This window comes from Duganella sp. LjRoot269 (genome assembly GCF_964254095.1).
In the GTDB taxonomy this organism is placed as follows: Bacteria; Pseudomonadota; Gammaproteobacteria; order Burkholderiales; family Burkholderiaceae_D; genus Rugamonas; species Rugamonas hordei.
In genome coordinates this window covers 1,741,257-1,766,985 of the sequence record NZ_CAXUSL020000001.1, presented here as the reverse complement: position 1 = coordinate 1,766,985, position 25,729 = coordinate 1,741,257, and the positions used below count along the sequence as shown (strand labels likewise).

General features: G+C 62.5%; 15 protein-coding genes. 7 read left to right on the top strand and 8 right to left on the bottom strand.

What is annotated here, in order from left to right; all coding sequences use genetic code 11:
- The first annotated feature begins 91 nt into the window (after positions 1–91).
- The 3 genes from ACSQ3S_RS07790 to ACSQ3S_RS07780 all read left to right on the top strand — a co-directional run bounded on the left by ACSQ3S_RS07790 (position 92) and on the right by ACSQ3S_RS07780 (position 6,741).
- Positions 92–553, top strand: coding sequence for a cache domain-containing protein (locus tag ACSQ3S_RS07790; protein ID WP_176655551.1), 462 nt, complete (start codon positions 92–94; stop codon positions 551–553).
- 183 nt (positions 554–736) lie between these two features.
- Positions 737–3,661, top strand: coding sequence for a TonB-dependent receptor domain-containing protein (locus ACSQ3S_RS07785; RefSeq protein ID WP_436142034.1), 2,925 nt, complete (start codon positions 737–739; stop codon positions 3,659–3,661).
- A 158-nt stretch (positions 3,662–3,819) separates the two neighbouring features.
- Positions 3,820–6,741 (top strand): TonB-dependent receptor plug domain-containing protein, encoded by a 2,922-nt coding sequence (locus ACSQ3S_RS07780; RefSeq protein ID WP_436142033.1) that lies wholly within the window; start codon positions 3,820–3,822, stop codon positions 6,739–6,741.
- 72 nt (positions 6,742–6,813) lie between these two features.
- Here ACSQ3S_RS07780 and gap read toward each other — a convergent pair whose 3' ends face one another.
- Positions 6,814–7,824, bottom strand: a complete 1,011-nt coding sequence (gap, locus tag ACSQ3S_RS07775; RefSeq protein ID WP_436142032.1) for a type I glyceraldehyde-3-phosphate dehydrogenase — start codon at positions 7,822–7,824, stop codon at positions 6,814–6,816.
- Between the two features lie 42 nt (positions 7,825–7,866).
- Positions 7,867–9,861 carry a transketolase gene (gene tkt / locus ACSQ3S_RS07770; RefSeq protein WP_436142031.1) on the bottom strand — a complete coding sequence of 665 codons (1,995 nt, stop codon included), beginning with the start codon at positions 9,859–9,861 and terminating at the stop codon, positions 7,867–7,869.
- 120 nt (positions 9,862–9,981) lie between these two features.
- On the opposite strand from tkt, the gene ACSQ3S_RS07765 reads away from it, so the two are divergent.
- Complete coding sequence (locus tag ACSQ3S_RS07765) at positions 9,982–10,707, top strand: 16S rRNA (uracil(1498)-N(3))-methyltransferase (protein WP_436142030.1); 726 nt, start codon at positions 9,982–9,984, stop codon at positions 10,705–10,707.
- A gap of 70 nt (positions 10,708–10,777) precedes the next feature.
- On the opposite strand, the gene ACSQ3S_RS07760 is transcribed toward ACSQ3S_RS07765, so the two are convergent.
- Positions 10,778–13,702, bottom strand: a complete 2,925-nt coding sequence (locus ACSQ3S_RS07760; protein ID WP_436142029.1) for a TonB-dependent receptor domain-containing protein — start codon at positions 13,700–13,702, stop codon at positions 10,778–10,780.
- Positions 13,703–14,574: 872 nt separating this feature from the next.
- Here ACSQ3S_RS07760 and ACSQ3S_RS07755 point away from each other — a divergent pair.
- Positions 14,575–16,224, top strand: a complete 1,650-nt coding sequence (locus ACSQ3S_RS07755; RefSeq protein ID WP_436142028.1) for an NAD(P)/FAD-dependent oxidoreductase — start codon at positions 14,575–14,577, stop codon at positions 16,222–16,224.
- A gap of 418 nt (positions 16,225–16,642) precedes the next feature.
- A complete protein-coding gene (locus ACSQ3S_RS07750; RefSeq protein ID WP_436142027.1) occupies positions 16,643–19,393 on the top strand; it encodes a TonB-dependent receptor in 2,751 nt (916 codons plus the stop codon).
- 64 nt (positions 19,394–19,457) lie between these two features.
- Here ACSQ3S_RS07750 and corA read toward each other — a convergent pair whose 3' ends face one another.
- Both corA and ACSQ3S_RS07740 read right to left on the bottom strand, forming a co-directional pair.
- Complete coding sequence (gene corA, locus ACSQ3S_RS07745; RefSeq protein WP_436142026.1) at positions 19,458–20,426, bottom strand: magnesium/cobalt transporter CorA; 969 nt, start codon at positions 20,424–20,426, stop codon at positions 19,458–19,460.
- A 71-nt stretch (positions 20,427–20,497) separates the two neighbouring features.
- On the bottom strand, positions 20,498–21,283 hold the full coding sequence (locus ACSQ3S_RS07740; RefSeq protein ID WP_176655541.1) for an SDR family NAD(P)-dependent oxidoreductase: 786 nt from the start codon (positions 21,281–21,283) through the stop codon (positions 20,498–20,500).
- Between the two features lie 89 nt (positions 21,284–21,372).
- Here ACSQ3S_RS07740 and ACSQ3S_RS07735 point away from each other — a divergent pair, with 89 nt between their 5' ends.
- On the top strand, positions 21,373–22,317 hold the full coding sequence (locus ACSQ3S_RS07735; RefSeq protein ID WP_176655540.1) for a GlxA family transcriptional regulator: 945 nt from the start codon (positions 21,373–21,375) through the stop codon (positions 22,315–22,317).
- A 105-nt stretch (positions 22,318–22,422) separates the two neighbouring features.
- On the opposite strand, the gene ntrC is transcribed toward ACSQ3S_RS07735, so the two are convergent.
- The 3 genes from ntrC to ACSQ3S_RS07720 form a co-directional block, all read right to left on the bottom strand.
- Positions 22,423–23,943: a nitrogen regulation protein NR(I) gene (gene ntrC / locus ACSQ3S_RS07730; RefSeq protein WP_436142025.1), complete on the bottom strand. Its 1,521-nt coding sequence runs from the start codon at positions 23,941–23,943 to the stop codon at positions 22,423–22,425.
- A gap of 69 nt (positions 23,944–24,012) precedes the next feature.
- A complete protein-coding gene (gene glnL / locus ACSQ3S_RS07725; protein WP_176655538.1) occupies positions 24,013–25,125 on the bottom strand; it encodes a nitrogen regulation protein NR(II) in 1,113 nt (370 codons plus the stop codon).
- 24 nt (positions 25,126–25,149) lie between these two features.
- The gene (locus ACSQ3S_RS07720; protein ID WP_353400156.1) at positions 25,150–25,638 is read right to left on the bottom strand and encodes a DUF4124 domain-containing protein; all 489 of its coding nucleotides are present in this window, start codon (positions 25,636–25,638) and stop codon (positions 25,150–25,152) included.
- Positions 25,639–25,729 lie beyond the last annotated feature (91 nt).

The following is a 25,729-nucleotide window of genomic DNA, read 5'->3' as shown; positions in this document are numbered from 1 at the left end:
CGCGCTGTTAATATTGGTGTTATCCTGAGTTAAACTTATCTGAATAAGAGCGCCCAGCGCCGTCACAGTCTTACTCAAACAGGAGAATGATATGAAAGCATTATTTGGTGCGGCGGTATTCGGATTAAGCATGTTTGCGATATCGTCATCCGCGTTGGCTGCCGACAAGGGCACAAAGGAAGAAGCGGTTGCCATGGTTAAAAAGGCCGTGGCCCTGATTAAATCGGACGGCAAGGAAAAGGCATTCGCCGCCATTTCGGATCCGTCGAATACCACCTTCCATGATCGCGACCTGTATATTTACGTGTACGACCTGAATGGCGTCGCTTTAGCTCACGGCAATAACCCTAAAATGGTCGGCAAGCCTTTAATCGGGCTCAAGGATAATGAAGGCAAGCCCATGATTAAAGAAATGGTCGACCTCGCTAAAACCAAGGGCAGCGGATGGGTGGATTTCAAATGGCCAAATCCCGTCACCAAGGCCGTCGAAGCCAAATCCGGCTATGTGGAAAAGGTCGAGGATATGCTGGTCGGCTCCGGCATTTATCAATAAAACCAGCCTGCCATCTGCGCCAGCCGGGACGATGTCCCGGCTTTTTTTCGTCCATGCCCGTGGAACATGCCAGAAACTAGCATGAAAATGCCATATTTGAGCTTGGCTTCGTGAGGAACTCTTAGTCTGACTCGTCTGTCTATCAGCGGTGGCATCCCGTTAATAAACAATAAGGAGTCGGAAATGACGCAAGCAACCATAATCACCCGCTCGGTTCGCATACTCTGCGCCGGCGGCCTGGCCCTTGGCACACAAGCCGCATATGCCCAGGAAACTGCTGAACCCATGCAGAAAGTGCTGATAACCGGCTCCCGTATTGCATCGCCGGCAGCGGAATCTCCTTCGCCATTACAGATATTAAGCTCGGCGGATATTGCCGCGTCCGGTGCAAGCAATCTGCAAGATTTATTGCAGAAGAATCCGACCATGGGCACGCCCACCGTCAGCCGCACCAATTCGAATTTCCTGACATCGAGCGGCGGCGTGTCGACTATTAATCTGCGCAACCTGGGCGATTCAAGAACGCTGGTATTGGTCAATGGCCGGCGTTTTGTTTCCGGCATGCCGGGAGAAAGCGCGGTCGACCTGAATACGATACCCACCGATTTTATCGAGCGGGTGGAACTATTAACCGGCGGCGCCTCTGCGACTTACGGCTCCGATGCGGTGGCTGGTGTGGTGAATATTATTTTGAAGAAAAACTTTAATGGCGTGCTGGTGGATGCGCAGACCGGAAAAAGCAATGAAGGGGATGATTTTAAAAAGAAACTGGCACTGACTTTCGGCACCACCAGCGCCGACGGCGCCAGCAATGTCATGGGCCATTTCGGCTATTCCAAACAGGGCGCGGTGTACTCGCGCGACCGCGATTTCTCGGCCGTCGACCAGACCTCGGCCATCACCCAGGGGCATCCCGAACTTGCCTTCGTGGCAAAAAAACCCAACTACTCCGGCTACGCGCCGCAAGGCCATTTCTTTGGCGACAGCGAGGATTTCACCTATGATGCAAATAACAATATTATCCCGTGGAATCAAAATGGCACGGCCGGCACCGGCGCCGGCGCCACCGGTTTCAACCGCTCGGCCTACCGCCTGATCGCCGTGCCGACCGAGCGCTACCTGTTCGCCACCACCGGCAACTGGGCGTTCAACGAGAACCTCAGCGCCTTCTTCGAGGGCAACTACGCGTCGACCAAGGCCGATACCAACATCGAAGCCTTCCCGCTGGGTTCGGACCAGGTCTACAAGCCCAGCGGCCAGGTGCCGGCGGCTACGCTGATCAACGGCGTGGTGGTCAAGAATCCGCTGGTGCCGCAGTATTTATATGACCGCATCAGCGACACCGACGGCGACGGCGTGCCGGACTACTTCTTCACCCGCCGCCTGTCGGAATTCGGCGCGCGCCGCGCCACCGTCGACCGCGACACCTTCCGCCTGGCCACCGGGCTGAAAGGCACGATCAAGGACTGGAGCTATGAAGCCTTCATCGCCTACGGCAAGACCAAGGAGGCGCAAAGCTCCACCGGCCAGGTCAATGTGATGAGCTTGCGCAACGCGCTGGAAGCCATCCCCGGCCCCGACGGCACGCCGGTCTGCCGCGACGTCCACGCGCGCGAGGAAGGCTGCGTCCCGATCAGCCTGTTCGGCTACAACAGCATCACGCCGGACGCGCTGAAATACGTCACCGCGCCCGGCTCGCTGACCACGGCGATCACGCAGAAACTGGCCGGCGGCTCGGTCAGCGGCGAGCTCCCGCTCGGCCTGGCCGCCGGCCGCATCGGCATCGCCGCCGGCCTCGAGTGGCGCGACGAGGATTCCAGCGCCATTCCCGATCCGCTGACCCAGTCCGGCCTGAACGCGGGCAACGCCCTGCCCCCGACCTTCGGCAGCTTCACCGTGCGCGAGGCGTTTGTCGAAACCCGGGTGCCGCTGCTGAAAGACCAGCCGTTCGCGCGCGAACTGAGCTTCCTCGGCACCGTCCGCCACGGCGACTATTCCACCGTCGGCAGCACCAACAGCTGGAATGCCGGCCTCGAATGGGGCATCACCTCGGACTTCAAGCTGCGCGGCACGCGCGCGCAATCGACGCGGGCGCCGAATATCAACGAGCTGTACCAGGCGCCCAGCCAGGATTTCCCCACCGGACTGGTCGATCCCTGCGAAGGCGTGTCGTCCGGCGGCACCAGCGCGCTGGCCGTCAATTGCCGCAATGCGCCGGGAGTTGCCGCCAATATGGCTGCACATGGCGGCATTTTCACGTTAAATCAGGCCGACCAGCAGGGCATCAGCGGCTATGACCGGGGCAATCCCAACCTCAAGGCGGAAAAAGGCCGCTCCACCACGATAGGCCTGGTGATCACGCCGCGCTCGATTCCCATGCTGAGCCGTTTCACCTTCACGGTCGACTATTTCAACATCAAGATCGCCGACGCCATCGTGCAGACCGACCGCCAGTATGCGCTGGACCAGTGCTACAACCAGAACAACCCAACCTTCTGCAGCTTCATCACGCGCCGCCCCTCCGCCGTCGGCAACCTGAGTTCTGGTTCGATCAAGTACAGCGACGTCGCGGTAAGCAACTCGGGCGGCTTCGGCACCGAGGGCGTGGACCTGACCGGATCGTGGTCGGACAAGGTCGGGCCGGGCAACCTGAGCGCCCGCCTGGCCTGGACCTGGCTGCGCGATTTATGGCAGAAGGCGACGCCGGAGGCGGAGAAGAACTTCGATGTCGGCGAGATCACGGCAGCCAACACCAATGCGCCGCGCAACCGCGCCAACCTGAACCTGGCCTACAAATGGGGGAACTTCGGCGCCACCTGGGTCGCCACCTACACCGGGCCGGTCTCGCTGGACGACCAATTCCTGAAAAGCCTGAGCATCGCGCCCGGCACGGTGGGCGTCGGTTCGCGCACCTACAACGATTTCCAGTTCACCTACGACGTGCGCAAATCGATGCAACTGTACCTGGGCCTGGACAACGCCTTCAACGCCAAGGCACCGCCCATCATCAGCGGCCTGCCCGGCGACAAGACCGGTACCGAAACCGATACCTCGACCTACGACGCCATCGGCCGCCGCTACTACCTCGGCCTGCGGGTCACGCTATAAGGGTGACAGATTTCCGGATTAGTGTTGTTTTTGCATGATTTCGATATGTAATATTGGCAATTTTTCCGATCTGCTAAATATAATCTCAGGGCGCTACACGATCTGTAACGCACACATGCCTAACGGTAATTATATAAAAAGCAAAATCGGGAGTTAGAGTGAAAAAAATTGCACTGAAACAGGGCGTCATCGCGGTCGCGTTGACGCTCGCCTCATCCCACGTGGTATTGGCACAGGACACGGATGCAGCGGGCAAGCCACTGGAAAAGGTCGTCATTACCGGTTCCAACCTGAAACGCATCGACACCGAAACGGCGACGCCGGTCCAGATCCTGCGCCGCGAGGAAATCAACCGCCTCGGCGTCAACTCGGTGCGCGACATGATCGACACCCTGACCTCGTCCAACACCAGCGCCTACGGCAGTTCGCTGTCCGACATCGGCGGCTCCAACTCCTTCGCCGGCGGCGCCTCGTCCGCCTCGCTGCGCAACCTGGGCAAGCAGTCGACGCTGATCCTGCTGAACTCGCGCCGCGTCGCGCCGTATGCGCTGGCCGACTACAACGAAGTGTTCACCAACCTCGATTCGCTGCCGCTGGACGCCATCGACCGCATCGAAGTGCTGCGCAACGGCGGCTCGGCCATCTATGGCTCCGACGCGGTGGCCGGCGTGATCAACATCATCACCCGCAGCGACTTCCAGGGCGTGCAGGTGCGCGCCAACTACCAGCAATCGGTGGCCAACGAACAGTTCAACACCAAGACCGCCAGCATCACCGGCGGCTTCGGCGACTTCAACAAGGACGGCTACAACGTGCTGGCCAACGTCGAAGTGTTCAAGCGCGGCAGCGTGATCTGGCGCGACGTGCTCGACGATATCAATCCCGCCTACGGCGCCAAATTCTCCGCCGTGGCGCCCAAGAGCGGCCTGATGTTCGGCAACCGCGGCGCCCCGTCCACCTACTCCTACCCCGGCAACCTGATCGGCCAGGGCCCGGTCGACGGCTGCACCACCATCAGCGCGGCCGGCCTGTGCGTGTACGACCGCTTTGCCCGCTTCGAAGCCATACCGAAGGCCGACCGCGTCAACGCGCTGGTGTCCGGCAAGCTGAACCTGGGCAACGGCACCGAAGGCTATGCCGAGGTGCTGTACTCGAAAACCAAGACCGAGTACATCGGCGCCGCCGGCACTTATGGTTCGGCCAACCCGGACGTCATCTGGGGCAACCCCAGCAACGGTCAAGGCAAGCTGTTCGGCTACCGCTTCCTGTCGCCGGACTCGCCGCTCAACACCACCGGCGAGCCGCTGGAGCTGCGCTACCGCTGGGCCGACGCGCCGTCCAACAACCCCAACGACAGCGACCAGTACCGCGTGCTGGCCGGCCTGCGCGGCCAGCTGTGGAACAAGTACGACTGGGATACCGCAGTCGGCGTGATGGGCAGCAAGACCAAGTCGCGCAGCTACGGCTCGATCAGCGACAGCGGCTTCAAGGCCGTGGTCGGCGACTACACCAAGACGCTGGCCGGCAATCCCGATTGCGAAGCCAACTTCCCCGGCTATTGCGAATACACGGCCGCCGATCCGAACTTCTTCAACCGCGGCTACAAGCTGGGCCAGAAGAACTCGGCCGAGGTGCTGCGCCAGCTGTTCCCGGAGCAAGGCTATGACGGCAAGATCACCCAGTACTTCATCGACGGCAAGATCACCGGCGAAGTGGGCAAGATCGGCGATCGCGCCATCGGCCTGGCGGTGGGCGGCGAAGTGCGTCACGAGAAATTCAAGATCACGCCGACCGACAATCTGCGCAATGGCGACATCATCGGCTACGGCGCGGCCATGGCGGACGCCAGCCGCTCCACCGAGGCGGTGTTCTCCGAGATCAACCTGCCGGTGACCAGCCAGCTGGAAGTGGTGGGCGCCGCCCGCGTCGACAAATTCCCCGGCTTCAAGACCCATGCGTCGCCGAAGATCGCGGCCCGCTTCGAAGCCACGCCGGCGCTGCTGTTCCGCGCCACCTATGAAGGCGGCTTCCGCGCGCCCAACCTGACCGAGAGCGCGCAGTCGAGCAAGTTCGCGTTCGACAACAGCGTCAACGATCCGAAGCGCTGCAGCCAGGCCCGCAGGCTGGCCGACGATCTGCGCGCGGCGGCCGCGGCGCTGCCGGACAGCGATCCGAACCAGGCGCTGCAACTGGCGCGCGCCGACACCGTGCAGTCGAACGAATGCTCCGGCGGCGTCGCCAGCATCGTGCGCAACAATCCGAACCTGAAGCCGGAAACCACGCACAGCGCCACCGTCGGCTTCGTGCTCGAGCCGGTCAAGGGCAGCAGCCTGTCGCTGGACTACTGGCGCATCGAGCGCAAGGATGAGATCGGCCTGAAATCGACCGCCGACCTGCTGGCGGCGGAAGCCGACCAGGCGCCGGGCGTGATCAACCGCCAGCCGCTGACGCAGGACAAGACCTTCACCGCCGCCGAGCAGGCCAAGTACGGCGTGACGGTCGGTCCGCTGGCCTCGACCTCGGGACAATTCGAAAACGTCTCGCGCACCAAGACCAGCGGCGTCGACCTGGGCGGCACGTCGCGCTTCAATACGCCATATGGCCGGCTGGACCTCGGAGCCAACGCGACCTACCTGCTGAGCCTGAAGAACTTCAGCTCGACGCTGAACAACTACGGCGACAACCTGGCGGGCCGCTACGGCTATTCGAAACTGGTGGCCAACATCAGCGCGACGCTGCAGACGGGCAAGCTCAGCAACAACCTGCGCCTGGTCTACAACAGCAAGACTTCGCTCAACACCGACTACTTCGACGACGTCTACACTTCGGCCGGCTGCACCGACCTGAGGTGGAGCGCCGACGAGTGCCAGGTGAAGGCGTACAAGCGCCTGGACTATAACGTGTCCTACAGCGGCATCAAGGACTTGACGCTGTCGCTGTACGTGCGCAACCTGACCAACCGCCGGCCGCCGCTGGATCTGCGCAACTTCGCCGACGTCGGCGGCGGCGTGATTCCGCAAAACACCGACGACGTCCAGGGACGCATCGTGCGCGTGACGGCGGAATACAAGTTCCGTTAATCGTTAATCGTTAGCCCAAAAGAAAAGCCTCCCGGCGCAAACCGGGAGGCTTTTTTTATTGCAGCGCTTGAATTACTTGGCGGTCATCAAGGCCACGGTGGTGTCCAGCATGCGGTTCGAGAAGCCCCACTCATTGTCGTACCACGACGACACCTTGACCAGGCGGCCCGACACTTTGGTCAGGGTCGAGTCGAAGTTCGACGAGGCCGGGTTGTGGTTGAAGTCGATCGACACCAGCGGTTCGGTCTGGTAGGTCAGCACTTCCTTCAGCGCGCCTTCGGCGGCGGCCTTCATCAGCGCGTTGACTTCGTCCACCGTCGTGTCGCGCTTGGCGATGAACGACAGGTCGACCAGCGACACGTTGATGGTCGGCACGCGGATCGCGAAACCGTCCAGCTTGCCGTTCAGCTCAGGCAGCACCAGGCCGACCGCGGCGGCGGCGCCGGTCTTGGTCGGGATCATGCTCATGGTGGCCGAACGGGCGCGGCGCAGGTCTTCGTGCATCACGTCGCTCAGCACCTGGTCGTTGGTGTAGGCGTGGATGGTGGTCATCAGGCCGGTCTCGACGCCGATGGCGTCGTTCAGCGGCTTGACCAGCGGCGCCAGGCAGTTGGTGGTGCACGAGGCGTTCGAGATCACGGTGTCGCTGGACTTCAGCACGTGCTGGTTGACGCCGTACACGATGGTGGCGTCCACGTCCTTGCCGCCCGGTGCCGAGATGATGACTTTCTTGGCGCCGCCCTTCAGGTGGGCCGACGCTTTTTCCTTGGTGGTGAAGAAGCCGGTGCATTCCAGCACGACGTCCACGCCCAGGTCGCCCCATGGGATTTCAGCAGGGTTGCGCTGTGCAAACACGCGGATCACGTCGCCGTTCACGATCATGTTGTCGCCGTCGACCGTGACGGTGCCGGGGAACTTGCCGTGGGCGGTGTCATAGCGGGTCAGGTGGGCGTTCGACTTGGCATCGCCCAGGTCGTTGATCGCAACGATCTGGATGTCTTGTTTCTTGCCGCCTTCGTAGAAAGCGCGCAGCACATTGCGGCCGATACGGCCGTAGCCGTTGATTGCAACTTTGATCGTCATACTTTGCTCCTAAATATAGTTAATGCAACAAGCAATTATAGATTATGCAATGACAGATTTGACTTTCGCCACGACGTTTTCCACCGTGAAGCCGAAGTGCTTGAACAGCACGCCTGCCGGGGCCGATTCACCGAAGGTATCGATGCCGACCACCGCGCCTTCCAGACCGACGTATTTGTACCAGAAATCGGTCACGCCGGCTTCGATTGCCACACGTGGCAAGCCTTTGGTCAATACGCGGGCCTTGTAGGCGGCGTCTTGACGGTCAAATACATCGGTCGACGGCATCGACACCACGCGCGCGGCGATGCCTTCGGCCGCCAGCGCGGACGCGGCGGCCTGGGCCAGTTCGATTTCCGAACCGGTGGCGATCAGGGTGACCTTGGCGTCGGCCGCGTCGGCCAGCACGTAGCCGCCGCGGGCGATGTCGGCGATCTGCTGGGCCGAACGCTCCTGGTAAGGCAGGTTCTGGCGCGAGAAGATCAAGGTCGACGGGCCATTCTTGCGCTTGACCGCCTCGCCCCACGCCACCATCGATTCGGTGGTGTCGCATGGACGCCAGTTGTCCAGGTTGGGGATCAGGCGCATCGACGAGATGTGCTCGACCGATTGGTGGGTCGGGCCGTCTTCGCCCAGGCCGATCGAGTCGTGGGTGAACACGAAGATCGAGCGCAGCTTCATCAGCGCGGCCATGCGCAGCGCGTTGCGGCTGTAGTCGGAGAAGGTCAGGAAGGTGGCGCCGAACGGGATGTGACCGCCGTGCAGCGTGATGCCGTTCATGATGGCCGACATGCCGAATTCGCGCACGCCGTAGTTGATGTGGTTGCCTGGCTTGCCGGAACGCAGCGCGACGCACTCTTTCCAGTTGGTCAGGTTGGAGCCGGTCAGGTCGGCCGAGCCGCCCAGGAATTCCGGCAGCACCGGGGCCAGCGCCTGGATCGCGTTCTGGCTGGCTTTGCGGGTGGCGATGTTTTCTTTTTTCTCGACGGTGGCGGCGATGCCGGCGGCCAGCGTGGCTTCAAACGAGGCCGGCAGGTCGCCTTGCATGCGGCGGGTCAGCTCGGCCGCTTTGGCCGGGAACTTGGCGCTGTATTCGGCGAACTTGGCGGCCCAGGCGGCTTCCTGCTTGGCGCCGGCGGCTTTCGCGTCCCACGCGCCGTACACATCGGCAGGCACTTCGAACGGCGCGGCGCTCCAGCCGATGTATTCGCGCACGGCGGCGACTTCCTTGTCGCCCAGCGCGGCGCCGTGCACCTTGTCGCCACCCTGCAGGTTGGGCGAACCCTTGCCGATGACGGTCTTGCAGCAGATCAGCGTCGGCTTGCTCGAGGTCTTGGCGGCGGCGATGGCGGCCGAGACGGCGGCGACATCGTGGCCGTCGACGGCGCGGATCACGTTCCAGCCGTAGGCTTCGAAACGGGCCGGGGTGTCGTCGGTGAACCAGCCTTCGACCTTGCCGTCGATCGAGATGCCGTTGTCGTCGTACAGCGCGATCAGCTTGTTCAGGCCCAGGGTGCCGGCCAGCGCGCACACTTCGTGCGAGATGCCCTCCATCAGGCAGCCGTCGCCGACGAAGGCGTAGGTGTAGTGGTTGACGACGTCAAAGCCCGGCTTGTTGAATTCGCTTGCCAGCAGGTACTCGGACAGCGCCATGCCGACCGCGTTGGCGATGCCCTGGCCCAGCGGGCCGGTGGTCGTTTCCACGCCCGGCGTCACGTCCACTTCCGGGTGGCCCGGGGTCTTCGAATGCATCTGGCGGAAAGACTTGATATCGTCCATCGTCACCGCGTAGCCGGACAGGTGCAGCAGCGCGTAGTGCAGCATCGAACCGTGGCCGTTGGACAGCAGGAAGCGGTCGCGGTTCACCCATTTCGGATTGGCCGGGTTGTGGCTGTAATGGCCACTCCACAGCGCAACGGCGATCTCGGCCATGCCCATCGGCATGCCTGGGTGGCCGGAGTTGGCCTTCTGGACGGCGTCCATTGCCAGCGCGCGGATCGCGTTGGCCATTTGGGTGGTGGGAAGCGTAGAAGTCATCGTAGGTCTATCACGGAAGTATGGAAACTGGATGCAAGGGGGCCTGCTGAACCCATTATTTTACCAGACGGACGCGTGCACCATTTAAAATTGCGGAACTTAAACCGACCGGATCAGCGCATGCCCCGCTTTTACATACCCCAGCCCCTGGCCATCGGCCAGCTCGTCAACCTGCCGGAAGCGCTGGCCCACCATATCCAAGTGCTGCGGCTGGCCGAGGGCGACATCGTCACGCTGTTCAACGGCGACGGCGGCGAATACAGCGCCACGCTGGGCCGCGTGGAAAAGCGCAGCGCCGGCGTCGAGATCAAGGCCCACCACCCGCGCGAGGTCGAACTGCCGTTCGCCGTGACCCTGGCCCAGGCATTGCCCGAAGGCACTAAAATGGACTGGATCATCGAGAAGGCGATCGAGCTGGGCGTGTCCGGCTTCCAGCCGCTGGCGGCGCAGCGCTGTGTGGTGCGGCTGTCGGCCGAGCGGGCGGAAAAGAAGATGGCGCACTGGCAGGGCATCATCGAATCGGCGTCCGAGCAGAGCGGGCGCAACCGCCTGGCCCAGCTGGCGCCGCTGCAGGAGTACAAGCAATGGATCACGCAGCAGGACCTGCACCGGCGCATCATCCTGACGCCGCGCGCCGAACAGTCGCTGGCGGACTGGGCGCGCCACCAGGCGCCGCAGGCGGTGACCCTGGTGATCGGCCCCGAAGGCGGCCTCAGCGACGCAGAGGAAGAGGCGGCGATCCGCCACGGCGCGCTGCCTCTGGCGATGGGCCCGCGCATCCTGCGCACCGAGACGGCGGCGCTGGCGGCCGTCAGCGCCCTGAGCGCGGCCTGGGGCGGCATGTAGACCACTCGGACGCATAAAAAAAAGTCCGCGCAACCTTGAGGCTGCGCGGGCTTTTTAACGACTGACCAGCTTAGAACTTCAGGCTGGCGCCGAAGGTCACGTAACGGCCCAGTGCATCGTAGGCGTTAGGGAAGGTGTTGCCACTATCCATGGACGTGGTCGACACGTTCGCACCAACGATAGGCGGTTTCTTGTTAGCCACGTTGTTCAGGCTCAGGTTGAAACGCAGGTTCTTGTTGAAGTTCCATACGCCCGACATGTCAACATAGTTGTACGCGCTGATGTGCGAGTAGGCCGGCAGGAAGGTGCCCGAACCCGGCTCGACATCGACCGCGCTGACATAACGCCAGTTGTAGCCGACGGCAAACGCGCCCACATTCCAGGTCGTGCGCTGGTTGAACTTGCGCTTGTACACCGGTGCGGTCGAGTTGCTGATGCTTGCGCAGGCAACCGAGTAGTAGCCGACGCAGTCACGGTTCACCGAAGTCGGCGTGCCCTGGAACAGGAAGGTCTGGACCTGGTTCAGCGCGAAGGACAGGTCGAAGTTGCCATACTTCGGATCCAGGTTCATCGCCTTGGCCTGCAGCTTGTAGTTCACGTTGAGGTCGAAGCCGCTGGTCGACTGGTTACCCGAGTTCGACAGCGGGGTCGCCACACCTTTCGAATCCGCACCATTGAAGGTACCGTTTGCCGGGTTACGACCAACCAGTGCGCACGCGTCGTTGAACGTGTACGAAGGATTGTTGGTGTAGCAGGCGTCCAGCACGTCGGTGGTGCTCAGGCTCGATACGGCCTTGTCGATCTTGATCTGGTAGTAGTCCAGCGAAACGGCCAGCTTAGGCAAAGGCTCCCACACGAAACCGATGGTCTTGGTTTTCGCTTCCTCAGGGCCCAGCTTAGGATTGCCGCCGGTCAGGTTGTTGATCTGGCCCGACGATGGCACCGGCAACGAACCCAGTTCGCTCAGCGGCACGCCGGTCAGACGGCACAGGTTCGACAGCGTGCCGGCGGTGTTGCCTTGCGCCTGGCTGACCTTGTTGCCCTGGCATGGATCGACCGCCAGGTTCGACAGACCGGTGGTCTGCGGCTGGAACAGTTCGTTCACGTTAGGCGAACGGGTGGCCTTCTGCACGTTGGCGCGGAAGCGGATCGATTTGACCGGTTCCCAGTCGCCGCCCACTTTCCAGCTACCGTAGTTCTTCTTCGTGCCGGCGGTTTCAAACTCGGTTTCGCGATAGCCCAGTTCAGCATTCAGCGCACGCACGAATGGCTTGTCCTTGACCAGCGGGATCGCCGCTTCGGCCGCGTATTCGCGCAGACGGAAGGTACCGGTACGGTCAGGCGTCGGCGCGCCGGTGCCCAGCACTTCGCTCTGGATCTGCGAGGCGGCATCCGATTGGGTGCCGGCCACAACTTTGCGCTGCTCGCCGGTGATCGCCATGGTGATCGGCAGGCCAGCCCATGGGCTGACGATCTTGTTGCCGAAGTCGCCGGAGAAGTTGACCGATGCCACGTCTTGCTGCACGTTCTGCAGCAGGATCGCGCTGGAATTGATGAACGCCAGCTGGGCCGGCGTGATGCTGCCGGCGGCGCCGAACACGTTCAGCGGCACGCAGCCGTTGGCCGGGTTGACGCAGGCGGTGGTGCTCAGCGCGTTCAGTGCCTGCTGCACTTTCGACAGCGAACCCCAGTTCACGCGGGTCTGGATCTGGTCGGCGGTGCCGCGGCTCCAGTAGGCGTCGTAGGTCCAGTCATAGGCGATGTCGCCCTTGACGCCGATGTTGTACTGCAGCGTCTTGTTGTCGAAGTTATTGTAGCGTGGGCCCAGTTCGACGAAGCGGCGGTTGACCGTCATCGGAACCTGAGTGGCGTTGCCCGCCACGCAGCTGGCTGCCGGAATGCCGCGACGTTCGCAAATCTGCTGGCGCGCTGCGTCCGGGATGTATGGGTTACCGATAGGCACGTTGAAGACGTTGCCGAAGGTGCCGGATTCCGCCAGCGTCGAGGCGACCTTGCTGGTGGTGTAGAACACCTCGGCATACACCTCGGCGTAGTCGTTGACCTTGTAGTTGGCCAGCGAGGTGGCTTGGGTGCGATCCAGGCCGGTTGCGTAGTAGTTCAGCGGGTTGGTGTTGTACTGCACCAGCGGGCTCACCAGCTTACCGGTGGTCGGGTTGATCTGCCAGTTGCCGGCCAGCGTATCGGTGCCGCCCGTGCCTTTGCTGATGGCGAAGCCGCCAGGAATGGTGGTGTTGGAGCCGGTGCCCTTGCCGGTCACCGAGCTCAGGCTGACGACGCCATAGTCGCGCGCGCCCTGGGTTACCGGATCGGCGACGGTCTTGCCGATGCTCAGCACCACGTTGCCGCGGCCGTCATCGAGATTGGCGCCCATGGTCAGGTCGGTACGTTTCTTCTTGCCGTCGTGCTGGTCGGCGGTGCCGCCGTAGGACGTGGTGACGTCGATACCGGTGAAGTTTTTCTTCAGGTTGAAGTTGACCACGCCGGCCACGGCGTCGGCGCCGTAGGCCACCGACGCGCCGCCGGTCAGCAGGTCGACGCGGCTCAGCAGCGCGATGGGAATCGAGTTGGTGTCGACCGTGCCGTTCAGGTTGAATGGCACCAGGCGGCGGCCATTGATCATGACCAGGGTGCGATTCGGGCCGAGACCGCGCAGGTCGATGGTGGCGCCACCGGCCGAACCGTTGTTGGTGCCAGGACCGATTGCCGGCACCGCCGCTGGCAGGCCTTTAAAGAATTCTTCAACCGCCACAGGCTGGGCGGACTTGACTTCCTCGGCGTTGACCGACGAAATCGGACTGGTCGAAGTGGTGCCTGGAGTCGTAATGCGGGTACCGGTGACCTGTACCGATTCGATTTTGCCACCCTGGACGGCTTCTTGCGCCAGGGCATTGTGCATCATCGCACTCATGCCCACCAGCATGCTGCCGGCGAAGACGGTGCGCAGCGTGCGCGACATCATTTTTTCTTGAATCATTGTAAAACTCCCATTATTAGACTCCTGTGAAACAGGAGAAACCCAACCGCATCCTAGATGTTCCAAAAAACAAATATCTATTCGAGGCCAGCCTGAAGGATTCTTATTACCTTTTTTGATTTTGCCTTGGAAACCTGGGGGTCTCCGGGTGCATATCGGGTATTGAATCTCGCTATATACGCCTGTCAAATAGTGAATTGCAGGCGCACTGCATGAAACCACTTGCATGCCAAAACTGTCAACCGACGGTCTGAAATGTTTCGCAAAAACAACAACGCCCAAGGACGCGAACAAAGCAAGGACTTTACGCAGGCATTTTTGCCGCATTGCAGCAATTTTCATTATGCATATGTTAATTTTCGATGTAACAACACTTTTGTTTTGTTATCATGTTAGATTATTGAATAAAATATCGATTGTAACGTCTTGCGCCAGATAATATGCTGACATCTGCAGATTGGTATTTCACCAATAATGCTGTGATGCAGCACGAAGAGTGTGTCTTTTTGTTCAATCCAGCTCACTTTTTGCGACCACTTGAGAGAAACCCACGCCACGGCGGAATGTTGCCATTTTGAAATCCCGTTGTTTTATCGCAACACCGCTAATTATTTCCATCTCGTCTATACAAGACTTTCACCCCGCCGTTATTATCTTTTGGACACCTGCATTCCATCCTTTAAATCCGGGATTTAAATAAACGGAGAATAAGAAAAAGCATGGCGTATTAACCCGGGAATTAATCGGAAGGACGGTCGCTCCAAGGTTGGCGCAGGACCGGGCGCTGCGGGTAAAATAGCGGCTGCGGCGGTCTGACGCCGCGCCGCTCTCCGCTAGCTACGGAGCCCCGCAATTTTTTGGACACAGACATCATGCTGCGATTAAACGAAGTAAAACTGCCCCTCAGCCACACCGAGGACCAGCTGCCGGCCGCCATCCTGGCGCGCCTCGACATCCCCGCCGCCGAGCTGCTCGGCTACACCGTCTTCAAGCGCAGCTACGATGCGCGCAAGAAGACCGCGATCGTGCTGATCTATGCGCTCGACGTGCAGGTCAGGGACGAGGCGGCGCTGCTCAAGCGCCTGTCGCACGATGTGCACCTGATGCCGTCGCCGGACACTTCGTATAAATTCGTCGCCAACGGCGAGCAGCTGCAGGGCCACGACCACAACCTGCGCCCGGTGGTCATCGGCACCGGCCCGTGCGGCCTGTTCGCGGCGCTGATCCTGGCGCAGATGGGCCTGCGCCCTATCATCCTCGAACGCGGCAAGCAGGTGCGCGAACGCACCGTCGACACCTTCGGCTTCTGGCGCAAGCGCGAGCTCAACCCGGAGTCGAACGTGCAATACGGCGAAGGCGGCGCCGGCACCTTCTCGGACGGCAAGCTGTACAGCCAGATCAAGGACCCGAAACACTACGGCCGCAAGGTGCTCACCGAGTTCGTCAAGGCCGGCGCGCCGGAGGAAATCATCTACGTCAGCAAGCCGCACATCGGCACCTTCCGCCTGGTCAAGATGGTCGAGCAGATGCGCGCCAACATCGAACAGATGGGCGGCGAATACCGTTTCGAGAGCAAGGTGGTCGACATCGAGATCGAACAGCTCAGTGGCAGCAACCGCGACGGCGGCCAGGTGCGCGGCGTGACGCTGGCCAGCGGCGAGAAGATCGCCACCAACCATGTGGTGCTGGCGATCGGCCACAGCGCGCGCGACACCTTCCAGATGCTGTACGAGCGCGGCGTCTACATCGAGGCCAAGCCGTTCTCGGTCGGCTTCCGCGTCGAGCACCCGCAGTCGCTGATCGACGCCTGCCGCTTCGGCCCCAACGCCGGCCACCCCATCCTGGGCGCGGCCGACTACAAGCTGGTGCACCACGCCTCCAACGGCCGCGCCGTGTACAGCTTCTGCATGTGCCCGGGCGGCACGGTGGTGGCGGCGGCGTCCGAACCGGGCCGCGTGGTCACCAACGGCATGAGCCAATATTCGCGCAACGAGCGCAACGCCAACAGCGCCATCGTGGTCAGCATTTCGCCGGAAGTCGATTACCCGGGCCATCCGCTGGCCGGCATCGAATTCCAGCGCCGGCTGGAGGAAAAGGCGTTCGAGCTGGGCGGCGGCACCTACAACGCGCCGGGCCAGCTGATGGGCGATTTCGTCGCCGGCCGCGCCTCGACCGAATTCGGCAGCGTGGTCCCCTCGTACAAGCCCGGCGTGCACCTGACCGACTTGGCGCAGATCCTGCCGGAGTTCGCCGTGACTGCGCTGCGCGAAGCCTTCCCGGCGTTCGACAAGCAAATCAAGGGCTATTTCAAGCACGACGCCGTACTGACCGGGCTGGAGACACGCACCTCGTCGCCAATCCGCATCAAGCGCCGCGACGACACGCTGCAAAGCCTGAACACGCGCGGCCTGTTCCCGGCCGGCGAAGGCGCCGGCTACGCGGGCGGCATCCTGTCTGCCGGCGTCGACGGCATCAAGGTGGCCGAAGCGGTGGCCCTGTCGATGGCCGCCGACAACGCGTAATCGTCCAAGCCCCCCCTCCCCCGCAGCCGTACCCAGCCCCGTCATTTTGCCCTACCCGACCAGCAGCGCCTCGGCGCGCTGGGCGGCCCGCGCGCGGCCGTCCCTGCTCCCAATATTAACTTTTCGTCACTCGCCGAGCCGCCCCAGCTCATATGAAAGTAGTGCAACGTTTAGATTTCATCTATCATAAATAAAGCATAAACGGCTAACAACTTTGTATTTTTGTGTAAAATAATCGTCTTTTTTTGAAAATACCGCCAAATGTGTTGTTTATTACACGCTTGTTACAGTCCAGCAATTGACCGTGCCAGCCTCAGGTGGTCTGATGACTGCCCTGAATAATCTATTGATGGATTATTCAAACTACGTGTCTTTAAATGACAAAGTAACAATTGGTACCCTCCTAGGAGTTCAAGCAATGATGATGGAAACTGTAATCTCGCGTTCGCTGCGCCTGATGTTTGCGGGCAGCGCCGCTCTGGTGCTGGCACAACCGGCATTTGCCCAAGACGCGCCTATCCAGCGCGTGGAAATCACCGGTTCGTCGGTCAAGCGCGTCGACGCTGAAACCTCGCTGCCAGTGCAAGTCGTAACCAAAGCTGACATCGCCCGTACCGGCGCCACCAGCACTGAAGAACTGCTGCAATCGATCTCGGCCTTCTCCTCGGCCGGCGGCACCACCAACGCCACCGGCGCCGGCACCTCGACCGGCGGCCTGTCGTCGATCTCGCTGCGCGGCCTGGGCTCGACCCGTACCCTGGTGCTGGTCAACGGCCGCCGCCTGGCAGCCTTCGCCGGCAGCGACGGCGCTTCCGTCAACGTCAACGTCATTCCACTGGCCGCCATCGAGCGCGTCGAAGTGCTGAAAGACGGCGCTTCCGGCGTCTACGGTAGCGATGCGGTGGCCGGCGTGGTCAACTTCATCCTGGCCAAGCAGACCGACGGCATCGAAATCACCGGCGGCTACGGCTCCCCATCGCAAAGCGGCGGCGGCCAGAACTCCAAGGCATCGATCACCGGCGGCTTCAACACCGACAAGCTGAATCTGGTTGTTTCGGGCTCCTACGAAAAAGAAAAAGCACTGTTCGGCCGCGACCGCGACTACGCGTCGACCTCGACCAAGCTGCCTTACTACAACGGCACCGCGACCGGCCTGGGCAACATCCAGGGTTCGTTCACGCCAGGCGTCGGCCCTGACGCTGGCTTCAGCTCGGGCGGCTCCGGCTACGGCAACCCGCTGGCCATCGGCGACAAGTGCGGCACCATCCGCATGGGCCTGCTGCCTAACGGCGCCAAAGGCGCACCATACTGCTACTACGACAGCGGCCCGGACGTCGGCCTGACTCCTGATCGCGAGCTGTTCAACTTCACCAGCAACCTGACTTATCAGCTGAACGCGGATCACCAGCTGTTCGGCGACGTGCTGTACTCGCAGAGCAAAGTCACCCAGACCTACCAGGCTTCGCCGGCGCGCGCCAGCTTCTTCGAGACCGACGGCGAGTTCGCCAAGCAAGGCGTGGACGCGGCACTGCTGCTGTACCCAAGCAATCCTGCTTACCAGTCGATCGCCGTGCCTTACCTGCAAAGCCAGGGCTTCACCTCGTTGATCGGCAAACCGCTGTCGATCACCTCGCGCGTGTTTGACTTCGGCCCACGCCAGAACGTCGACACCGCCAAGCAGGCACGTGTTGTCGTCGGCGCCAAGGGCACCATCGGCGCGGTCGACTACGAAGTCGCCCTGACCCACAACGAGTCCAAGCTGAACAGCGCTGTGACCACCGGCTACTTCTCGCAAGTTGCGTACGCCAAGATCATCAACAGCAGCAACTGGAATCCATGGGCTGCAGGCGGCGTGCAAACCGGCGCCCTGGCCGACCAGCTGAAATCGGCAGCGTTCAGCGGCGACTTCCTGGCCGCCAAATCGACCAGCGATTCCTTCGACGCCAAGATCACCGGCGACTTCTGGACCATCGCCGGCATCACCCCGCAATACGCGGTGGGTGCGCAATCGCGTAAAGAGAACTACACCACCAACCCTAGCGCAGCTTACCAGTCGGGCGACATCTCCGGCCTGGGCGGCTCGGTAGTGCCTATCGACCGCGACCGTACCGTGAACTCGGCCTTCGGCGAACTGAGCGTTCCGCTGACGAAGACCCTGGAAGCCAACCTGGCCGTCCGCGACGACCACTACGACGACGTCGGCAACTCGGCCAACTGGAAAGGCAATGTCCGTTGGCAGCCGACCAAGTCCTTCCTGCTGCGTGGTTCCTACGGCACCGGCTTCCGCGCACCGTCGCTGGTTGACCTGTGGACGCCGCAGACCCTGGGCACCTCGGAAACCTTCAACGACCCAGCGACCAAGCAAACCGGCCTGCAGGTGAACTCGCTGACCGGCGGCAACCCTAACCTGAAGCCAGAGAAGTCGAAGCAGTACTCGTTCGGCGCCGTATGGCAGCCGGTTTCGACCGCGAGCATCGGTGTTGACTTCTTCAACATCAACATCCGCGACATCCTGGCCACCCCGTCGGCACAGGAAGTGGTATCGCGCTTCCGCGCCGGCGACCCAGCCTACGCTGGCCTGGTGACCCTGAACGGCAACGACATCGTCAGCATCAAGCAGACGCTGGCCAACACCGGCAACGCCAACGTGCAAGGCCTGGACCTGTTCGCCAACTGGAAGGACAACTTCAGCTTCGGTAAGCTGGACGTCAACCTGAACGGTACCTACATGGATACCTTCGACCAGACCAGCCCGGGCGGCGACATCTCGCACAAGGTCGGCACCATCGTTGACGCTGCTGGCAATCCAGTCATCGGCGCGCAAAACGGCGGCGTGGTCCTGCGTTGGAAGCACCAGCTGGCAGGTACCTGGAGCAAAGGCCCATGGTCGACCACCCTGGTCCAGAACTATCGCACCGGCTACCAGGTTGGCCACGATCTGAACGACAACAAAGTGTTCATTTCGTCGGAAGCAACCTACGATGCCAACGTCACCTTCCGCGGCATCAAGAACCTGACCCTGGCGCTGGGCGTGAAGAACCTGTTCGACAAGCAGCCTGACCCGATTGGCACCGCGGTGACCAACCAGTTCCAGTCCGGCTACGACATCAACCAGTACGATCCACGTGGCCGCTTCGTCTACGTGACCGCTGGCTACAAGTTCAAGTAATCAGTCGTTCATGAAAAAAGCCCGCACGGCTCAGGCCGCGCGGGCTTTTTTTTGTCCTTTTTTTCTACAACCAACCGGCTTTCTTGAAGCGGTGGTGCAGGTACAGGCACACGCCCACCATCACGGATATCGCGAACGGATAGCCGTACTTCCACTCCAGTTCCGGCATGAACTTGAAGTTCATCCCCCACACGCCGGCAAACGCGGTGCAGATCGCAAAGATCGCCGCCCAGGCCGCCAGCCGCTTGTTCACTTCGCTCTCCTCGATCGCCACCATCGACAGGTTGACCTGGATCGCCGTCGCGATCGTGTCGCGTATCGAATCCAGCGAGGCGCTGATCCGGTGCAAATGGTCGTGCACGTCGCGGAAGTATTCCTGCGTGTCCTGGCACATGGCCGGCACGCGGCCGCCGTGCAGCCGCCCCACCGCCTCCATCAACGGCGACACCACGTGGCGCACGATGGTCACCTTGCGCTTGAGTTCATACAGGCGCTGGATGTTGTCGCGCTGCTTGCCCTGGCTGAAGATCAGCTCCTCGATTTCCTCCAGCTCCGTTTCCAGCATGTCCAGCACCGGGAAGTAGCGGTCCACCACCGCGTCCATCAGCGCGTACAGCACGAAGGCCGGGCCCAGGCGCAACATGTGCGGCTCCTTTTCCGCGCGCGCGCGCACGCCGAGGAAGCCCTGCTGGCTATTGCCGTCGCGCGCCGACAGCACGTAGTTGTCGCCGACGAAGATATCCACCTCGCCGACGGCCACCTGGCCGTCGTGGCACTCGATGGTCTTGACCACCACGAACAGCGAATCGCCGTATTCCTCGATCTTCGGCCGCTGGTGCCCGCGCCGCGCGTCTTCCACCGCCAGCTCGTGCAGGCCGAACTCCTCCTGCATGATCGACAGTTCATCCGGCTGCGCATCACGCAAGGCGACCCAGACAAAGGTCTCCGGCTTTTCCACATAGTCGCTGATTTCCTCGACCGGGATGTCCGCCAGCTTCTGCCCGTCCTGATAGGCCACACAATTAATCAGCATACGCATTCCATAAAAAAAAAGCTCCTGGCTTCGTCAGCCAAGAGCTTACCTCAAACCGGTGCAGGGGCTGGTTAAGCCGCGGTTAAATACCGCGCGGCCGGCCTGGTGTGCGACAGGTTGGGCTTGAGCGCCTTGCGCGCCTCATCCATGCGCGCGAAGTCGGCGGCGTCCGGCAGCGAGGGCAAGGTCACCAGCTCGCCCTGGTCCAGGCCGGCCAGCGCGGCGTCGACCAGGTCTTCCGGCGTCATCACGATGTCGCTCGGCAGGTGGCCGATCGAGATGCCGGCGCGGTCCCAGAACGGCGTGCCGATGGCGCCCGGCAGCACCGCCTGCACCTGCACGCCCTTTTCGCCCAGTTCGTGATGCAGCGATTGCGTCAGCGCCAGCACGAAGGCCTTGCTGCCGCCGTAGGTGCCGTTCAGCAGTTCCGGCGCCAGCGCGGCGATCGACGAGATATTGACAATGGTGCCGCCGCCGCGCGCCACCAGGCCGGGCGCCACGGCGCGGGTCAGGCGGGTCAGCGCGGTGATGTTCAGGCTGATCAAGCCATCCAGCTCTTCCGGCGTGGAATCGATCAGCGGCTTGACGGCGCCGATGCCGGCGTTGTTGACCAGCATGGCGATGCTGCTGTCGGTGGCCAGGCGCTGTTCGACGGCGCGCAGGTCGGCCGTCACGTTGAGGTCGGCGCGCAGCACGTCGACCTTGCGGCCGGTGGATGCCTCCAGCCGAGCCGCCAGCGCGGACAACTTGGCGGCGTCGCGCGCCACCAGGATCAGGTCGTAGCCGCGGCGGGCCAGACGGTCTGCGTAGACGGCGCCGATGCCGGTGGATGCGCCTGTGATCAATGCGGTTTTCATGTTGGGTCCTTTAGAGTTGAGTTGACAGGGCACAGTGTAGGGGCGCAAACTAAGGCCCATGTGACGTAGATACCTCTTTTTGGGACATCATGAAAAAATCCATAGGTTTGCTGCTGTTCCCCGGTTTCCAGATCGTCGACATGGTGGCGGTCACCGTGTTCGAAGTCGCCAACCTGATGCCGGGCGGCCCGTTCTACGAGATGACCATGCTGTCCGAGCACGGCGGGCCGGTGCTCAGTTCGGCCGGCGTGCCGGTCGGCACCGAGCGCTTCGGCGATCCCGGCTACGACACCGTCATGGTGGCCGGCACGCTGGAGCCGGCCGCGGCGTCGTCGCCGGCGCTGATCGCCTTCCTGCAGGCGGCCAGCAAGGCGTCGCGCCGCACGGCCAGCATCTGCACCGGCGCCTTCATCCTGGGCGAGGCGGGGCTGCTGGAAGGGCGGCGCGTGACCACGCACTGGGCCGGCGCGCGCGAGCTGCAGCGGCGCTACCCCAAGGCCAAGGTCGACGAGGACCGCATCTACATCGAGCACGACCACGTGTGGAGTTCGGCCGGCATGACGGCCTGCATCGACCTGGCGCTGGCGCTGGTCGAGCAGGACCTGGGCGTCGAGGTGGCGCGCGCGGTGGCGCGCAAGATGGTGGTGTACCACCGGCGCACCGGCGGGCAGTCGCAGTTCTCGGCCCTGCTGGAACTGGAGCCGAAGTCGGACCGCATCCAGAACGCGCTGACCTATGCCAAGCGCAATCTGCGCAAGGCCTTATCGGTGGACGAGCTGGCCGACGCGGCCAACCTGAGCCGCCGCCAGTTCAGCCGCGCGTTCCGGCTGGAGACCGGGCAATCGCCGGCCAAGGCGGTCGAGACACTAAGAGTGGAAGCGGCGCGGGCGATGATAGAGGATGGCAATCACGCGCTGGACGTGGTGGCGAGGGAGAGCGGCTTCGACGACCCCGAGCGGATGCGCCGGGCGTTCATCAGGACTTACGGCGTGCCGCCGCAGGCGATCAAAAGGGCATCGCGCGCGGCGGCGTAATTTTGAAGTTGCGTCAAAATGAGCGCAGCTAGGCGCGGGTGGCGGAGACAGTGCGTTAGCACGGCGAGACGCCCGCAACGACGCTGCGGTCTTTTTGACGCGACTTCAGTCGTCCTTGGCGCCGTCGATGCCCAGTTCCGCGATCTTGCGGGTGATGGTGTTGCGGCCTATGCCCAGCCGCACCGCCGCGTCGTTCTTGCGGCCGTGCGTGTGCTTGAGCGCGGTGCGTATCAGCGCCGATTCGAACTGCCGCCCCAGCACCGCCATCACTTCCTGCTGACCGCCGCTGAGCATGGTGGCGGCCTGCACTTCCAGCAGACCCAGCCATGCATCAGGCGAACCGGACAGCGCATGCATGCTGCCCATGTCCGGCGCCGGGATCGCCGTCACCGTGCCGTGGTGCTGGATCGTGCTGTAGGTTTCCGCCGGCGCCGACGCCAGTGCCGGCAAGGCGTGTCCGCCGCCGCCGCCCTGCTCCTGCGTCAGCTCCAGCGGCAAGTCCTTGACCTCGACCGTCTGCCCCGGCGCCATCACCGTGATCCAGTTGCACAGGTTTTCCAGCTGTCGCACATTGCCAGGCAAGTCCAGGCCGCTGAGGAACTGCAAGGTGGCATCGCTCATGCGCTTGGCTTCCACGCCCAGCTGCTTGGCGCTTTGCACCAGGAAGTGGCGCACCAAAATAGGGATGTCCTCGCGGCGCTCCCTCAAACTGGGCAGACGCAGGCGGATGACGTTGAGGCGGTGGTACAAGTCCTCGCGGAACAAGCCTTCGCGCACGCGCTGCTCGAGGTTCTGGTGCGTCGCCGTGATCACGCGCACATTGGCTTTCAGCGGCTGATGGCCGCCGACGCGGTAGAAGTGGCCGTCCGACAGCACGCGCAGCAAGCGCGTCTGCAAGTCAAAGGGCATGTCGCCGATTTCGTCGAGGAACAGCGTGCCGTTCTCGGCCTGCTCGAAGCGGCCGCGGCGCGTGGTCTGCGCGCCGGTGAAGGCGCCGCGCTCGTGGCCGAACAGTTCGGATTCCAGCAGGTCCTTCGGGATCGCCGCCGTGTTCAGCGCGATGAACGGCTGCGCCGCGCGCGGGCTGTGCTTGTGCAGCGCGCGCGCCACCAGCTCCTTGCCCGAGCCCGATTCACCGGTGATCAGCACCGTCACATTCGATTGCGACAGGCGACCGATGGCGCGGAACACTTCCTGCATCGCCGGCGCCTGGCCCAGGATCTCCGGCGTTTCCGACGGTCCTGATTCAACGCTGGTTTCGCGCAGGCTCTCGTCCAGCGCGCGACGGATCAGCTCGACAGCCTTGTCGATGTCGAACGGTTTCGCCAGGTATTCAAAGGCGCCGCCCTGGAAGGCCGCAACGGCCGAGTCCAGGTCGGAGAAGGCGGTGATGATGATGACCGGCAGGCCCGGGAAGCGCGACTTCACCAGTTGCAGCAGGTCGAGGCCGGAGTCGCCCGGCATGCGGATGTCGGACACCAGCACTTGCGGCGTCTCGAACTCCAGTGCGGCGATCGCGTCGCGCGCATTGGCAAAACTCTTGGTGGCCAGGTTCTCCCGTGCCAGCGCTTTTTCCAGTACCCAGCGAATCGATTCGTCGTCGTCTACTATCCAGATTGGCTTCATGTGTTGTGTGTATCCCGCAATATGGATCGTCAATCAAGGGACTCGGCACCCGCCCCTGTATGCCACGGCTTATGGCAACGGCAACAGGATGCGGAAATCCGTGTATCCAGGCCGGCTCTCGCACTCGATCACCCCCATGTGCTGTTGCACGAAGGTTTGCGCAAGGGTCAATCCCAAGCCGCTGCCGCCTTCCCTGCCCGACACCAGCGGGTAGAAAATCCGGTCGCGGATCTGGGGTGCGATACCCGGTCCATTGTCAATGATATGCAAGTCTAATGCCAGCCCGTAACGGACCTTGGCCAAGGTGACCTGGCGCGCCACGCGCGTCTTGAAAACGATCTCCGCGTCGCCCGCCTCGATGCGCGCGGCCAGCGCCTGGGCCGCGTTGTGCGCGATGTTGAGCACGGTCTGGATCAGCTGTTCCTTGTCGCCCCGGAATTCGGGGATCGAGGCGTCGTAGTCGCGCAGTATCGTCAGGCCGGACGGGAACTCGGCCAGCATCAGGCTGCGCACGCGCTCCAGCACTTCGTGGATGTTGACGTCGCCGACGATGTGCGGCCGGCGGTGCGGCGCCAGCAGGCGGTCGACCAGCGTTTGCAGCCGGTCCGCTTCCTTGATGATGACCTGCGTGTACTCGCGCAGCTGGCCGGCGTGCAGCGCGGGCAGCTCCATCTCCAGCAGCTGCGCCGCGCCGCGGATGCCGCCCAGCGGGTTCTTGATCTCGTGCGCCAGGTTGCGGATCAGCTCCTTGTTGACCTGGCTCTGGTCGAGGATGCGCTCCTCGCGGTCCAGCTTCAGGTGCTGCAGGTGTTCGCGCAGCTCGATCAGGATGTGGTCAGCCGGCTCGTCCAGCGCCGACACGATGCTGTGCACGTGCAGCGGATCGCGCCCCGCCCGCTCCAGCGCCAGGTCTTGCCGCAGGTCGGCAAACTTGTGCTCGCGCGCCTGCGCGCAGATGTGCTCCAGCTCGTCAGGGTTGAGGAACTGCGCGCTGAGCTTTTGCCGCGACAGCGCCTTGAGCGAGCTCTCCAGCAGATTCTCGGCTGCCGCGTTGGCGTAGGCAATTTGGCCTTCGCCATCGAGCAGCACCACGGCGGACGCCAGCAGTTCCAGGCCGGCCAGCGCCGGCGGGCGGTTCATGGCTGCCACCGCGCGGGCGGCGATATTACTGACCAGGCTCATAATGGACTCACGGTAAATTCGCCTTCAACGGATATTCGCGATCTCACGTTTCAAGGCATCGACATTTTTTTCCGAGCGGCTGATGCTGTCGCGCAGCGCGGCCACCCGCTCCTGGTACTTGGCGTAGTTGCGCTCGTCGCCACGGCGTTCCGGCTCGCCGTTGTTGAACTCCTTGCGCAACTCCGCCAGCTTCTGCGATTCGTTTTTCAGCTCATCCTCGAGGATGCCGCGCCGGTCCGCGTCGCGCGCGCGCTGCTCGGCGCCATCGACGCGCGGAAAGTCGCCCGGCGCGATCGTCGGCAGCGACGGGCGCATGACAGGCACCTGGCGGCGCGCCGGCGCCGGCACCACGGTGCCCGGCAAGTCCATCGACTTGCAATAGCTGCCGCGATTGACGTCGGTGTATTCGATGCTGCCGTTCGGTAGCGTGCACTTGTAAATCACGCCTTGCGCGTGGACCCAGCCGCAGCCCATCAGCGCCAGCAAAATGCATCGTTTCAAACTAGTTATCATTCGTTATCCGTGGGTGGAACATTCCATCCCGAATATACAACATCCAATGAAAAACGCGGGGAAAGCTGCTGCTCGCCCCGCGTTTTTTACC